The sequence below is a fragment of the Streptomyces sp. NPDC059788 genome, assembly GCF_042732265.1.
Classification (GTDB): Bacteria; Actinomycetota; Actinomycetes; order Streptomycetales; family Streptomycetaceae; genus Streptomyces.
Genome location: NZ_JBHWHY010000030.1, coordinates 41,913 through 54,894 on the forward strand (window position 1 = coordinate 41,913; position 12,982 = coordinate 54,894).

Here is a 12,982-nt window from a genome sequence, read left to right on the forward strand (position 1 = left end):
GGAGCCGACCCCATGCCCCGCCTCGCCGTCTTCGCCCTCGTCGTCTGCGTCCTCGCCGTCGCCGCGGCCGTCGTCTCCTTCGTCCAGGGCAGCTGGCTCGGCATCGTCTGGATCCTGATGGCGGGCGTCTCCAGCAACATGGCCTGGTTCTACGTCCGCAAGGCGAAGCTGGACCGCGAGAGCCGCGCGAACCGCGAGGGGGCGGCGGTGGCGGGCTGAGGGCCGGCCGGGGCCCGGCCCCGGCGCCTGTGGGGCCTGGCGTTCGCACGAGCCCCTACTCTGGTGCCAGAGGTAGGTGATTGCCATGTCTCCGGAGATCTCGTCCAACATCCGCAAACACCGCCGTTGCCTGGGGTGGAGCCAGGAGCGTCTGGCCGAGGCGGCCGGAGTGTCCCTGGGGACCGTGCGCAAGCTGGAACAGGGCGGTGTAGCACGCGTCGAAACGCTGGCGCAGCTCGCGGAAGCCCTCGACGTCGAGACGGCAGCACTGTTCGCTCCGGCCGCCAGCCCCGAACCGATCCGTGACGACGGTCCCAGCCGTCAGCAGCTGCTCGAACTCCGCCGTCACCTGATGCCGCCCGTGGGGCTCGCCGATGTGGCCAGGCCACTCGGGGAGGGCGCGCCCCTGACTGGGCTGCTGCGCGACATCGACGACGCACACGCGCTCTACCAGGCCGACCGCTACGACTCGGTCGCCCGGCGGCTGCCCGGCATCCTCTCCGCCGCCGAAGGACGGGTGCGCATGGCCGACGGGGACGAGCAGCGGCACCAGGCGCTGATGACCCGGGCGCGTGCCCTGTTCCTGACGGGCAAGTACCTGACGCAGGTCCGGCAGTACGACTTGGCCTACCAGGCCCTGGCCTCGGGCATCCGGGATGCCCGTGAGGTCGATGAGATGTCCACGGCCGCTGTCGGCGTCATCGGGATGTGCTGGCTCCTGCTGCGGCAGGACCGCTTCGCCGAATGCGCGGATCTGGCATCGGACACCGCCGACGTGGTGGAGCCCCGGATCTCGAAGGCGGCTCCGGAGGAATTGGCCATCTGGGGGGAACTGCTGCTCCGCGTCGCCGCGGCCGCAGTCCGCAACAACCGGAAGGCGGAGGTGAAAGACGCCAGGAGAATGGCCGCCACTGCCGCGCACGCCATCGGCCGCGAACACACCGATTTCCGCACCCACTGGGGGCCGTTCGGACCGGCCACTGCGGAGATCAAGGTCATCGAAGATCTGTCGTTGAAAGGCGACGCGCGGGGTGTGCTGCGGCGAGCGGATACCGGGCCGCTCCACCTGGACAGCCTCAAGGCCCACGGCACGCCCACCAGCAATGTGTGGGGCCGATACCGGCTGGACGTAGCGCAGGCTCACGGCCTGGCCGGCGCCCACCATGACGCCACGGGCGAACTCATGGGTATCTACCGGTCACACCCGGAGTGGATGCGGCATCAGCCGATGGCACGTCGCGTATTGGAGAAGGTGCTGGCGACCCGGACGCGAACGCTCACCACAGACATGCGAACTCTGGCCTCCCATCTGGGAATCAACGGCTGACTGCTACGCAGCGTGGTGGTTGCGCGGACCTTCTCGCCGAACTGCTACGCGGAGTGTCTGTGATGCACTGCACGCAGGCGCCATGGTGTCCTCATGAACACACACCGAGGAACCCTCGACCGCCCCGTACACCTGCTCGACCCGTTCGCCGGGGACATCGATCCCGCTCCCAGGGAAGGCTGTGCCCGTTGCGTCGTGGAGGCCGAGCGCCGGGCCGGGGCGCGGGTCGCGGGGCTCGTCTTCGTGGCCGTGGAAGCGAGTCACGAGATCCGGCGGCATCCACGCCACTGGCCCGCGATGAGCGGCAACCCGCAGGACGACAGCGACAGCGGCAACAAGCACGGTGGCGGCGGCTCCGACGAGGGCGGCAACACGAACGACGGTCAGGGTCCGGCGGAGGGCCGGTGACCGTGCACGACGCAATGGCGGCGGGTCCGGAAAGGCTCGCCGCCGTGCTCATGGAAAAGGGCGCGCTGACGAGCGACTGGCTGCCGGCTTACGAGGCGGTGCCGCGTCATCTGTTCGTGCCCGAGGTGATCTGGCCCGGCCGGGCCGGTATGAACCGGCAGGACGAGCGGGTGATCCGTACCGAAGATCCCGGGACGTGGTGGGCGGCCGTACACCACGACGCGCCGATCACGACGCAATGGGACGACGGGAATTACACCGGGCCGGGCAAAGGCAAGGTCCCGTCCAGCTCCAATTCCATGCCGACCATGGTCTTTTCGATGCTGGACGCGTTGAACGTCGAAAAGGGCCACCGGGTGCTGGAAATCGGCACCGGTACCGGCTGGAACGCGGCTCTGCTGTCCCACCGGGCCGGGGCCGGGAACGTCGTCACCGTGGAGGTGGACGAAACCAACGCCCGGGACGCGCGGCGACGCCTGAAGACGGCCGGGTTCGAGCCGGTCACCGTGGTCGGGGACGGAGCCGAGGGGTACGCCGGGGGAGCCCCGTACGACCGGGTGATCGCGACGTGTTCCATCGGCAGCGTCCCCCGCCCATGGGTGACGCAGACGAGACCGGGCGGAATCATCGTCGCCCCCTGGGGGCCGGTTTACGGCGGCGAGGCGGTGGTCCGCCTTTCCGTGGCCGAGGACGGCACGGCCACGGGACGTTTCGTGGGTTCCTCGGCATTCATGCGGCTGCGCGCCCAACGCAATGGGCGCAAGCACGTACGGGAATACCTCGGTGGCCGCGCATGGCCGGCGGACGGAATACGCGGTACGACCACCCTTTCCCCGGACGATATCGGGGACTGGCACGTCATGTTCGCCATCGGCGTGCAAGTGCCGGACGCGTTCCCGTGGATGGAGTCGTACGAGGACGGCTCCTACACGCTGTGGCTCCGGGACACGGAGGTCACGTCCTGGGCGACGGCGGACCACGTACCGGGACACCGGGAATTCGAGGTCTGCCAGCACGGGCCCCGGAACCTGTGGGACGAGGTGGCCGCCGCGTACCGCTGGTGGGAGCGGCAGGGGCAGCCGGGCTTCGAGCGCTTCGGGCTGACCGTGGACGGCGACGGCGAACGGGTGTGGCTCGATTCGCCGGACAGGCCGGTGCCGGGCTGACGGGGGCGGGCGGCGGCGGCCGGTGCCTCGTACCGTGCATCTCGTACCCCGTACGGTCACGGCGTGGCCGGCCGCTCGCCCGGCCCGCTCAGCCCGCCCGCTTACGGGATCTGCGGCTCGCCCTGCCAGAACCTGAACAGTTCCTGGCCGAAGTACGTGTCCCAGTTCGTGATGCCGAGGCCGCGGAGGATCGCGTCCACCGCGTCGAAGAAGATGTGGTTGATCTCGGGGACCCACAGGAGGCCGAAGACGGCGATCAGGCCGAAGGGGGCGAAGGGTTCGACCTGGCGGCGGATCTTGTAGGAGAGCCAGGGCTCGATGACGCCGTAGCCGTCCAGGCCGGGGACCGGGACGAAGTTCAAGATGGCGGCCGTGACCTGGAGGAGGGCCAGGAAGGCCAGGGCGTAGCGGAACTGCTGGGGGACGCCGTCCATCGCGCCCAGCCAGAAGGGGGCCGAGACGACCGCCGCGAAGAGGATGTTGGTGAGGGGGCCCGCGGCCGAGATGAGGCTGTGCCGCCAGCGGCCCTTGATACGGCCGCGCTCGATGAAGACCGCGCCGCCCGGCAGGCCGATTCCGCCCATGATCACGAAGATCACCGGCAGCACGATGCTGAGCAGCGCGTGGGTGTACTTGAGCGGGTTGAGGGTGAGATAGCCCTTGGCGCCGATGGAGATGTCGCCGCTGTGCAGCGCGGTGCGGGCGTGGGCGTACTCGTGCAGGCACAGCGAGACGATCCAGCCGGAGACCACGAACAGGAAGACGGCGAAGCCGGGGCTCGCCGCGAGCCGGCCCGTCCAGACGGCCCACCCCGACACCGCCATGACGGCGACGAGCGCGAGGAAGACCGGGCTGACGCGGCGGTCGGCGCGCTGTGTTGCTGAGGTCATCGTGTGGTGCTCCTGGTGTCGCTGGGCGGGGCCGGGTACTGCCGGGTATCGCTGTGGTGGGTGACGGGCAGGCATGACCGTATCCGTGCACGGGCGGCCGCGCACGGAAAACGACAGGCGGCGGGCGGGAGGTTCCGGGCAGGCTGGCCCCATGGCGGATTCGGGCGCGGAGCGGACGGTACGGGTGCTCCACCGGGACTGGGAGGTGGAGTGCTGCGGCACGCCGTTCGCGGTCGGGGACGAGGTCGCATGGCCGCTGGTCTTCGAGAGCGTCGCGGAGGCGGACGCGGCCGTCTGGGCGGACTGCCTGGACGAACGGGGGCTGCTGCGGGTGGCCACGCTGCACGGCGCCGCGCCGGAGAAGGGCTCGGGGGCGCCGTGGCCGGCCGGGCACGTCCGGTCGATAGATGTGGTGGTGGTCGGGTACGGCGGGGACGGGCGGCCCGTCCCCGGGGAGCGGTGGCTGCGTCCGGTGGAACGGTGCCCGAAGCGGTTCGCGGCTCGGGTTGTGGATCGGGTTACGGGTGGGGGAGAGGGCGGGGTGGCGGGTGCTCGCCGCCACGGTGAGTGCGGTGTGGTTGTCGGGGTGGATGTGGCGCGCGGGGAGTCCGGACCATGAAGCAGTCGCCCGTACAGGACAATGGGTCGGTGCGCTACGGAATCCTCGGGACGGCCCAGGCCCACCGGAGCGACGGGACGCCCGTCGCCCTCGGTGGCCCGCGCCTGCGCGCACTGCTCACGGCGCTCGCGCTGCGGCCCGGCCGCGCGCTCACCCCCGAGCTGCTGATCGCCGACATCTGGGGTCCGGAGCCGCCCGCCGACGCGACCGGCGCGCTGCAGGCCCTGATCGCGCGGCTGCGCCGCTCCGTCGGCCGGGACGCGATCGCCTCCGTACACGGCGGGTACCAGCTGCGCGCCGACCCCGCCGACGTCGACCTGCACCGTTTTGACCAGCTCGCCGCCGAGGGGGCGCAGGCCCTCGCCGACGGCGACCCGGTCAAGGCCGCCGTGCTGCTCGACGACGCCCTGGCGCTCTGGCGCGGTCCGGCGCTGGCCGACCTTCCGGAGGCGACGGGCGAGGCCGTACGTGCCGAGCGCGGGCATCTGGACGCCCGGCGTACGCGGCTCGCCGCCGACGTCGACCTCGGCCGGCCCGGCCAGGCGCTGGCCGCGCTGACGGCCCTGTGCGAGGACCACCCACTCGACGAACCGTTGCAGGCGCTGCGCCTGCGCGCGCTGCGGGCCGCGGGCCGTACGGCGGAGGCGCTCGACGCGTACGCCTCGGTACGGGCCGCGATCGCGGACCGCCTCGGCGCGGCGCCGGGCCCGGAACTGCGCGGACTGCATGCGGAGTTGCTGCGGGGCGGTTCCGATTCGCGGGGCGGTTCGGATTCGCGGGTCGATTCGGGACCGCGGGTGGGGCCGGGGCGCGGGGGGTCGGATGGTCAGGCTGGTGCTGGTGCTGGTGCTGGTGCTGGTGCTGGTGCTGGTGTGGCGGGTGGGGGTACGGGTGAGGGGGGCCCCGGCCCCGTCACCCGCGCCGCACCCCCCGCCCGTCCCGGCAACCTCCGTACCCGGACGACCTCCTTCGTCGGGCGGGAGGACTACCTGACGGTGATCCGCGCCGACCTGGCGGCCCACCGTCTGGTGACGCTGCTCGGGCCGGGTGGGGCGGGCAAGACGCGGCTCTCCCAGGAGAGCGCCGAGGCGGCCGCCGCCGCGGCGCCGGACCTGTGGGCGGACGGCGTGTGGTTCGCGGAGCTGGCGCCCGTGGACGATCCGCAGACCGTCCCGGAGGCGGTGCTCACCGCGCTCGGGGCGCGCGAGACCGTCGTACGCGGTACCACCGCCGAGGAACTGCGCGCCGTCGCCGACCCGACCGTGCACGACCCGATGGCGCGCCTCGCCGAGCACTGCGCCGGCCGGCGGATGCTCCTCGTCCTGGACAACTGCGAGCACGTGATCGGCGCCGCCGCCGAGCTGACGGACCGGCTGCTGGCCGAGTGCCCCGGTGTGACCGTGCTGGCCACCAGCCGGGAGCCGCTGGCCGTGCCGGGGGAGGCGCTGCGGCCGGTGGAGCCGCTGCCCGACCCGGTCGCGCTGCGGCTGCTGGCCGACCGGGGCGCCGCCGCCCGGCCCGGGTTCCGCGTCGAGGACGACCCGGTCGCGTGCGCGGAGATCTGCCGGCGGCTCGACGGGCTGCCGCTCGCCATCGAACTGGCCGCGGCGCGGCTGCGCCTGCTCACCCCGCGGCAGCTCGCCGACCGGCTGGACGACCGGTTCCGGCTGCTGACGAGCGGGAGCCGCACCGTACTGCCCCGGCAGCAGACCCTGCGCGCGGTGGTCGACTGGTCCTGGGACCTGCTCGACGACGCCGAGCGGGCCGTACTGCGCCGTCTGTCCGTCTTCTCCGGCGGCTGTGACCTGGCCCTGGCGGAGGAGGTCTGCGGAGACGGGCCGGAAGGGCCGTCCGACGAGGCGGTCAAGGAGGGTGCGGGCGGTACGGGTGGTGCGGCGGGTACGGATGGTGCGGAAGCTGCCGCCGCCCCGGCCGCTCCGGCCGCTCCGGACCCGCGGGTCCGCGTCGGGCCCCGCGATGTGGCCGGCCTGCTCGGTTCGCTGATCGACAAGTCGCTGGTGGTCGCCGCCCCGGGCGGTGACGGGCGGATGCGCTACCGGCTGCTGGAGACGGTCTCGGAGTACGCCGGGGAGCGCCTGGACGAGGCGGGGGAGCGGCCCGCCGCCGAACGGCGCCACCTGGTCGCCTACCGCGAACTGGCCCGCAACGCCGACCCGTTGCTGCGCGGACCGGCCCAGAGCGCCTGGCTGGAACGCCTCGAACTGGAACACGACAACCTGCGGACCGCGCTGCGCCGGGCCATCGCGGGCCACGACGAGCACGAGGCGCTGTGCCTGGTGCTGTCCCTCCAGTGGTTCTGGTCGCTGCGCGACCACCGCGCCGACGCCCGCGCCTGGGCGGCCGCCGCGTCGGCGCTCGGGCCCGACCCGTTCGCGCTGCCGGTCGAGCCCGCGCCCGCCCTGCACGCGCGGCCCATCGACGCGCCGCCGCCGATGGACCCCGAGCAGTTGGAGGAGGCGCGCCGCGAGGTCCGGCTGGTGGAGCTGGCCAGTGTGGAGAGCGATCTCGATGTGCTGCGCAGACCGGAGCGGCGCGACGAGCTGACCGGCATCCTGACGGCCTACCGCAGCGGCCTGCCGCAGACCTGCAAGGTGCCGGGCGCCCTGTGGTACTACGCGGTGCTGCTGACGGGCCGGTTCGCCGACCTGGCGCACCTGTCCGACGAGGCGGTGCGCGCCTGCCGGAAGTTCGGCTACGACTGGGAGCTGGCCTTCGTGCTCCAGCTGCGGTCCAAGATCTTCAACGACCGGCCGGACGGCCTGGCCCAGGCCCGCCGGGACGCCGACGAGTCCCTGGAGATCTTCGTCCGGCTCGGTGACGCGTGGGGCGCGGCGGAGGCCCTGGCGGGGCGCGGTGAGGCCCGCGAGGGGCGGGGCGAGTACGCGCTCGCGGCGGAGGACTACCGGGAGGCCATGCGCTACGCCGAGGATCTCGGCGCGCCCGGCCAGTCCCTGATGCTGCGGACTCGGCTCGGCAGCGTCCTCGCCGAGGACGGCGCGGAGGAGGCGGGCGAGCGGCTGCTGCACGAGGTGCTCCGGCTGGCGAAGGAGGGGAACAGCGGCCGCGACGCGGCGCCGTTCGCCCACCTCACGCTCGCCATGCTCTTGTCGTGCGACGGGCGGCTGCGGGAGGCGCGCGTCCATCTGGAGGCGGTGCGGGAGCTGTTCGGGGCGCGCGCTCCGGAGATGTTCCGGGGAGTCGTACTGGCGGCGCTGGTCGGCCTGGACATCGACGAGGGGCAGTACGAGGACACGCTGCCCCGGCTCCGGTCGGCGCTGTCGATGATGCAGGACCAGCTCGCGCAGATGGTCGCGCCGGACCTGCCGGTCATGCAGCTCATCACCGGGGCGCGGGCGCTGCTGGGCGTACGGGGCGCGTCGGCGGCACCGGACGCGGCGCGGCTGATCGGCGCGTTCGAGGCGCTGCGCGGCAGGTCCCGCCGGCCGCCGCGGATCGTCCGGGAAAGCCGTACGGCCGCCGAGGCCGAGGTCCGCGCGGTGCTCGACGACGCCGCCTACGACCTGGCGTACGCCGAAGGTGGTGGCCTCTCATTGGAAGAGGCCACCGCCCTCATCTGACGCGAGCCGGGCGAAGGTGACGCGTCAGGTCTTCTTGCGGAACTTGTTCACCGCCAGGGGCGCGAACACCAGGGTGATGCCGGCGGTCCAGGCCAGGGTGATCAGCACCGGCTGGGCCACCGCGCCCTGGCCGTTCATCAGGGCCCGGGCCGCGTCCGCGAGGTTCGACAGCGGGTTGACCTTGGTGAAGGCCTCCATCCAGCCCGGCATCGTCGTGGGCGGGGCGAATATGGAGGAGCCGAACTGCAGCGGCATCAGCACCATGAAGCCGATGCCCTGCACCGCCTGCGGGGTCTTCATGGTCAGCCCGAGCAGCATGAAGATCCAGGTCAGCGAGGAGCCGAAGAGCAGCGCCAGGGCGACGGCCGCCAGCAGCTCCAGCGGGCCGGTCCGCAGGTCGAAGCCGATCAGGAACGCCAGCGACAGCAGGATGACCGTGGAGACCAGCATCCGCCCGGACTCCACGAGCATCTTCGCCGTCAGCACCGAGGAACGGGCGATCGGCATCGTGCGGAAGCGGTCCATCACCCCCTTGTTGAAGTCGTCGTTGACGCCGGAGCCGACCGACATGGCGATGTTCAGACCGCCCATGGCCAGCAGGCCGGGGATGATGTAGTTCACGTACGCGGAGCGGTCGCCGCCGAGGCTGCCGCCGACCGCGCCGCCGAAGACGTACACGAACAGCAGCGTGAAGACGATCGGCATCAGCAGGGCGTCGAACATCGACTCCGGGTCGTTCTTGATCTGCATCATGTTGCGGCGCGCCAGGGCGCCCGTGTGACGCAGATGGGCCCGCAGGCCGATCCGGCCCTCGTCGGCACCCGGCCGCTGCGGCTTGCCCGGCGCCGCCACCGTCGCGGCACTCATGCCGAAACCTCCTCGTACTGCTTGTCCTGTGCGGCCTGCGGAGTCTGCGGGTCCTGCGGTCCGTCCTGCGGGCCGCCGGCGCCGGCCTCCGAGGTCTTCTGGCCGGTGATGGCCAGGAACACCTCGTCCAGGCTGGGCAGATGGGTGTTGATGCCGGAGATCACGAAGCCCCGCTCGCCGAGCATCCCGACCACGGCGGACAGCTGCTCGTCGCTGACGATCGGCACGTTCACCACGCCGTCCTCGTGGTCGGCGGTGGCGCCCGCGATGCCGTCCAGGCCGGCCTGCGCGATGGCACCGGCCATCCGGTCCAGCTCGGCGGCGTGCGCCGGGCGTATCTGGAGCGTACGGCCGCCGACCTTGGTCTTCAGCTCGTCGACCTTGCCCTCGGCGATGACCCGGCCGCGGTCGATGACCGTCAGCTCATTGGCCAGCTGCTCGGCCTCTTCCATGTACTGCGTGGTGAGCAGGACCGTCGCGCCGTCCCGCACCATGCTGCGGACCTCGTCCCACACCTCGTTACGGGTGCGGGGGTCGAGGCCGGTGGTCGGCTCGTCCAGATACAGCACCGCGGGCCGGCCGATCATCGAGGCGGCCAGGTCCAGGCGGCGGCGCATACCGCCGGAGTACTTGGCGGCGGCCCGTCCCGCGGCCTCGGTGAGCGAGAACCTCTCCAGGAGCTCGTCCGCCCGCGCGCGGGCGTCCTTGCGGGACAGGTCGAGCAGCCGCCCGATCATGTAGAGGTTCTCCCGGCCGGAGAGCTTCTCGTCGACCGAGGCGTACTGGCCGGTGAGGCCGATCGTGCGGCGCAGCGCGCGCGGCTGGCGCACCACGTCGAAACCCGCCACCGTCGCCGTGCCGGCGTCCGGCACGAGCAGCGTGGACAGACAGCGCACCAGCGTCGTCTTTCCCGCACCGTTCGGCCCGAGCACGCCGAGTACGGTGCCTTCCCTCACATCGAGATCCACCCCGTCCACGGCCTTCACGTCGCCGAAGTGCTTGACCAGCCCCCGCACTTCGACGGCGTTCCCCGCGCCGCTGGATGTCGTCTTTCGCGTCATGCCCCCACGATGACAGCCCCCACTGACAAACGACCGACAGCCGACCGACAGCCGGGGCCGGCCCGCCGGTCGGCGGGCGGCGCCGCCTCACCGGTCGGCCTTGATCTCCTTCATGGTCATGTGGGATTCGAGGCGCAGGACGGCGGGCAGGCAGCTGAGCCGGTCGGTGAGGAAGGCTTCGTAGGCGGCGTGGTCGGCCACGGCGACGCGGATGAAGTAGTCGGGGCGCCCGTACATGCGGCGGAACTCCATGACCTCCTCGTAGGAGGCCACGGTGGCCTCGAACTCCTCGAAGCTCTTGCGGTCCTGGGCGTAGATCTCCACGGCGACGAAGACCTCCAGGCCGCGGCCCACCGCCTCGGGATTGACGACGGCCCGGTATCCGGTGACGACGCCGGCCTCCTCCAGCCGCTTGACCCGGCGCAGGCAGGGCGGCGGGGTCAGGCCGACGCGCTTGGCCAGCTCGACGTTGGTCAGCCGCCCGTCCTGGCGGAGGTGAAACAGAATGTCACGGTCCACCGCATCAAGAGTTATTTCATTGCGCACGGAGCCATTGTAGGGCGATAAGAGGAAACCATATAAGGTCGAATTCTTTCTAAGATTGCGCCATGGAAACAAGCCCTGCCGTCACCGGGGTCCGTCCTCGGCCCGCCCCTGCCCCCGAGCCCGCGCGACGTTCCGAGGCCCCCGCGGCGTTCAGGGAGTCCGCCGGCGCCGTCCTGGGATTCGTCCCGCTCGGCCTCGCCTTCGGGGCGCTGGTGACGCAGTCGGGGCTGGACTGGTGGTGGGCGGGGCTGTCCGCGGCGCTCGCCTTCGGCGGCTCGTTCGAGTTCCTGCTCATCGGCCTGGTCACCGCCGCGGCCCCGCTGGCGGCCATCGCGCTGTCCTCGTTCATGGTGAACGTCCGGCACGTCTTCTACGCACTGTCCTTCCCCGCGCACCGCATATCCGGCCGCCTCGGCAGGACGTACGCCACCTTCGCGCTGTGCGACGAGGCGTATGTGCTGGCCACCCGCGAACAGGCCCGCTCCTGGCCCGGCCGCCGCATTCTGTGGATGCAGTGCTTCCTGCATCTGTCCTGGGCGGGCAGCGCGATAGCCGGAGCCCTGCTCGGCTCCCTCATCCCGGAGCGCGTCACCGGCCTGGACTTCGCCCTGACCGCTCTGTTCGCCGTCCTCGCCCTCGACGCCGTCCGGGACCTGCGCGGCGAACTGTCCACCCCCGGGCTCGCCCTGCTCAGCGCACTCGGCGCCCGGCTCCTGTTCCCCGGCGAAATGCTCCTGGCCGCCTTCGGCTTGTTCACCGCCGCCCTCCTGGCCCGTCAGTTCACCACCAGCAAGAAGCCGAGCCATGCCTGACACGCGTTACGCCGTCGCCGCCGTCCTCGTCACCGCCGCGGTCACCTGGGGCCTGCGCGCCCTGCCCTTCGCCGTCCTCACGCCCCTGCGTGCCAGCCGCACCGTCCAGTACCTCAGCGCCCGCATGCCCGCCGGCGTCATGGTGATCCTGCTCGCCTACTGCCTGCGCGACGTGTCCTTCACCCAGGCGAACAGCCTGGCCCCGCTGATCGCCTTGGCCGTCACCGTCGGACTGCATCTGTGGCGCCGCAACGCGCTGTTGAGCATCCTCGGCGGCACGGCCGTCCACGTGATCCTGGCCAGTACGGTCTTCGCGCACTGAGCGCGGCCGTCGCCGCGGAACGGGGAAAGGCCGGGCGGGCGTCTTCTTCGAGGCCGCCCGCCCGGCCTTCCTCCAGGTGGAGGCTGTCACGGCTCAGCGGAAGCTGTGCTCCTTCGCCGGGAACGCGCCGCCGACGACCTCCTCGGCGAAGTCCTTGGCCGCGGAGCCCAGGACGTCGCGGAGGTTCGCGTACCGCTTGACGAAGCGGGGCACGTGGCCGCTGGTCAGGCCCGCCATGTCCGTCCAGACCAGGACCTGCGCGTCGCAGCCGATGCCCGCGCCGATGCCGACCGTGGGGATGTGCAGCGAGCGCGTGACCTCGGCGGCCAGCTCGGCCGGTACGGCTTCCAGGACGACGGAGAAGGCCCCCGCGTCCTGTACGGCCTTGGCGTCGCGCAGGAGCTGCTGGGCCGCCTCCTCGCCGCGGCCCTGCACCGGGTAGCCCCCGTACGCGTTGACGGACTGCGGCGTCAGGCCGACGTGGGCCATGACGGGGATGCCGGAGGAGACCAGCAGCTCGATCTGGTGGGCGGAGCGCTCGCCGCCCTCCAGCTTGATCGCGCCGACACCGGCCTCCTTGACCAGGCGGGTGGCGTTGCGCAGCGCCTGGACCGGGCTCTCCTGGAAGGCGCCGAAGGGCAGGTCGGCGACGACGAGGGCGCGCCCGGTGCCGCGGACGACGGCCGCGGACAGGATCGTGATCTCGTCCATCGTGACCGGCACGGTGGACTCGTATCCGAGGTGGCAGTTGCCCATCGAGTCGCCGACCAGCAGCACCGGGATGCCGGCCTCGTCGAAGACGGAGGCGGTCATCGCGTCGTAGGCGGTGAGCATCGGCCACTTCTCGCCGCGCTCCTTGGCGGCGGCGATGTCGCGGACGGTGATCCGCCGCGAACTCTTCCCCCCGTACAGCGCCTTGCTGCTGTCGGTGGCGGGCGCGGTGGCGGGTGCGGGTGACTCCTGCGCGCCCTGGTTCGGGGCAGGCGAAAGCTGCGTCATGGTGACGGCTCCTGTTCATCATCTCGAAGCGCCCTGACGGCGTCTCCGGACTCCCTTCCATGCTGGCACGCGCGGCCGGGGGAGTGGAAGGGGCGCAAGGGAGGGCGGTACGGCGGGAACGCCCGGCCCCGGCAATACGGAACGGGG

Annotated in this window: 13 protein-coding genes; 8 read left to right on the top strand and 5 right to left on the bottom strand. The window is 72.1% G+C overall.

What is annotated here, in order from left to right:
- The first annotated feature begins 12 nt into the window (after positions 1–12).
- From ACFV57_RS25345 to ACFV57_RS25360, 4 genes are all read left to right on the top strand, one after another.
- Entirely contained in the window at positions 13–219 is a 207-nt protein-coding gene (locus ACFV57_RS25345) for a hypothetical protein (RefSeq protein WP_385236604.1), read from the top strand.
- An 85-nt stretch (positions 220–304) separates the two neighbouring features.
- A complete protein-coding gene (locus ACFV57_RS25350) occupies positions 305–1,546 on the top strand; it encodes a helix-turn-helix domain-containing protein (protein WP_385236607.1) in 1,242 nt (413 codons plus the stop codon).
- A gap of 93 nt (positions 1,547–1,639) precedes the next feature.
- Positions 1,640–1,954 carry a hypothetical protein gene (locus ACFV57_RS25355; RefSeq protein WP_385236610.1) on the top strand — a complete coding sequence of 105 codons (315 nt, stop codon included), beginning with the start codon at positions 1,640–1,642 and terminating at the stop codon, positions 1,952–1,954.
- Positions 1,951–3,120 carry a methyltransferase domain-containing protein gene (locus ACFV57_RS25360; RefSeq protein ID WP_385236613.1) on the top strand — a complete coding sequence of 390 codons (1,170 nt, stop codon included), beginning with the start codon at positions 1,951–1,953 and terminating at the stop codon, positions 3,118–3,120. The genes ACFV57_RS25355 and ACFV57_RS25360 overlap by 4 nt, the downstream gene beginning before the upstream one ends.
- Before the next feature lie 101 nt (positions 3,121–3,221).
- Here the strand turns inward: ACFV57_RS25360 and ACFV57_RS25365 are convergent, their stop codons facing one another.
- Complete coding sequence (locus tag ACFV57_RS25365) at positions 3,222–4,010, bottom strand: site-2 protease family protein (RefSeq protein ID WP_385236616.1); 789 nt, start codon at positions 4,008–4,010, stop codon at positions 3,222–3,224.
- A gap of 151 nt (positions 4,011–4,161) precedes the next feature.
- Between ACFV57_RS25365 and ACFV57_RS25370 the strand changes: the two genes are divergently transcribed.
- Together ACFV57_RS25370 and ACFV57_RS25375 are read left to right on the top strand one after the other, a co-directional pair.
- On the top strand, positions 4,162–4,629 hold the full coding sequence (locus ACFV57_RS25370; RefSeq protein WP_385236619.1) for a DUF6578 domain-containing protein: 468 nt from the start codon (positions 4,162–4,164) through the stop codon (positions 4,627–4,629).
- Positions 4,626–8,228 (top strand): BTAD domain-containing putative transcriptional regulator, encoded by a 3,603-nt coding sequence (locus ACFV57_RS25375; RefSeq protein ID WP_385236621.1) that lies wholly within the window; start codon positions 4,626–4,628, stop codon positions 8,226–8,228. Before ACFV57_RS25370 ends, ACFV57_RS25375 begins: the two co-directional genes overlap by 4 nt.
- A 24-nt stretch (positions 8,229–8,252) precedes the next feature.
- Here the strand turns inward: ACFV57_RS25375 and ACFV57_RS25380 are convergent, their stop codons facing one another.
- From ACFV57_RS25380 to ACFV57_RS25390, 3 genes are all read right to left on the bottom strand, one after another.
- Complete coding sequence (locus ACFV57_RS25380; RefSeq protein WP_385236623.1) at positions 8,253–9,095, bottom strand: ABC transporter permease; 843 nt, start codon at positions 9,093–9,095, stop codon at positions 8,253–8,255.
- The gene (locus tag ACFV57_RS25385) at positions 9,092–10,156 is read right to left on the bottom strand and encodes an ATP-binding cassette domain-containing protein (RefSeq protein WP_385236625.1); all 1,065 of its coding nucleotides are present in this window, start codon (positions 10,154–10,156) and stop codon (positions 9,092–9,094) included. Before ACFV57_RS25385 ends, ACFV57_RS25380 begins: the two co-directional genes overlap by 4 nt.
- A gap of 87 nt (positions 10,157–10,243) precedes the next feature.
- Complete coding sequence (locus ACFV57_RS25390; protein ID WP_385236628.1) at positions 10,244–10,702, bottom strand: Lrp/AsnC family transcriptional regulator; 459 nt, start codon at positions 10,700–10,702, stop codon at positions 10,244–10,246.
- 62 nt (positions 10,703–10,764) lie between these two features.
- On the opposite strand from ACFV57_RS25390, the gene ACFV57_RS25395 reads away from it, so the two are divergent.
- Together ACFV57_RS25395 and ACFV57_RS25400 are read left to right on the top strand one after the other, a co-directional pair.
- Positions 10,765–11,514 (top strand): AzlC family ABC transporter permease, encoded by a 750-nt coding sequence (locus tag ACFV57_RS25395; RefSeq protein ID WP_385236632.1) that lies wholly within the window; start codon positions 10,765–10,767, stop codon positions 11,512–11,514.
- On the top strand, positions 11,507–11,836 hold the full coding sequence (locus ACFV57_RS25400; RefSeq protein ID WP_385236635.1) for a branched-chain amino acid transporter permease: 330 nt from the start codon (positions 11,507–11,509) through the stop codon (positions 11,834–11,836). The genes ACFV57_RS25395 and ACFV57_RS25400 overlap by 8 nt, the downstream gene beginning before the upstream one ends.
- Positions 11,837–11,929: 93 nt before the next feature.
- Here ACFV57_RS25400 and panB read toward each other — a convergent pair whose 3' ends face one another.
- Complete coding sequence (panB, locus tag ACFV57_RS25405) at positions 11,930–12,835, bottom strand: 3-methyl-2-oxobutanoate hydroxymethyltransferase (protein ID WP_385236638.1); 906 nt, start codon at positions 12,833–12,835, stop codon at positions 11,930–11,932.
- Positions 12,836–12,982: the final 147 nt, after the last annotated feature.

Excerpts from the sequence above, each read along its gene's own strand:
- ACFV57_RS25385 (WP_385236625.1), bottom strand. The coding sequence starts at position 10,156 with ATGACGCGAAAGACGACATCCAGCGGCGCGGGGAACGCCGTCGAAGTG.
- ACFV57_RS25380 (WP_385236623.1), bottom strand. The coding sequence starts at position 9,095 with ATGAGTGCCGCGACGGTGGCGGCGCCGGGCAAGCCGCAGCGGCCGGGT.
- ACFV57_RS25350 (WP_385236607.1), top strand. The coding sequence starts at position 305 with ATGTCTCCGGAGATCTCGTCCAACATCCGCAAACACCGCCGTTGCCTG.
- ACFV57_RS25365 (WP_385236616.1), bottom strand. The coding sequence starts at position 4,010 with ATGACCTCAGCAACACAGCGCGCCGACCGCCGCGTCAGCCCGGTCTTC.
- ACFV57_RS25395 (WP_385236632.1), top strand. The coding sequence starts at position 10,765 with ATGGAAACAAGCCCTGCCGTCACCGGGGTCCGTCCTCGGCCCGCCCCT.
- ACFV57_RS25355 (WP_385236610.1), top strand. The coding sequence starts at position 1,640 with ATGAACACACACCGAGGAACCCTCGACCGCCCCGTACACCTGCTCGAC.
- panB (WP_385236638.1), bottom strand. The coding sequence starts at position 12,835 with ATGACGCAGCTTTCGCCTGCCCCGAACCAGGGCGCGCAGGAGTCACCC.
- ACFV57_RS25370 (WP_385236619.1), top strand. The coding sequence starts at position 4,162 with ATGGCGGATTCGGGCGCGGAGCGGACGGTACGGGTGCTCCACCGGGAC.
- ACFV57_RS25375 (WP_385236621.1), top strand. The coding sequence starts at position 4,626 with ATGAAGCAGTCGCCCGTACAGGACAATGGGTCGGTGCGCTACGGAATC.
- ACFV57_RS25345 (WP_385236604.1), top strand. The coding sequence starts at position 13 with ATGCCCCGCCTCGCCGTCTTCGCCCTCGTCGTCTGCGTCCTCGCCGTC.
- ACFV57_RS25400 (WP_385236635.1), top strand. The coding sequence starts at position 11,507 with ATGCCTGACACGCGTTACGCCGTCGCCGCCGTCCTCGTCACCGCCGCG.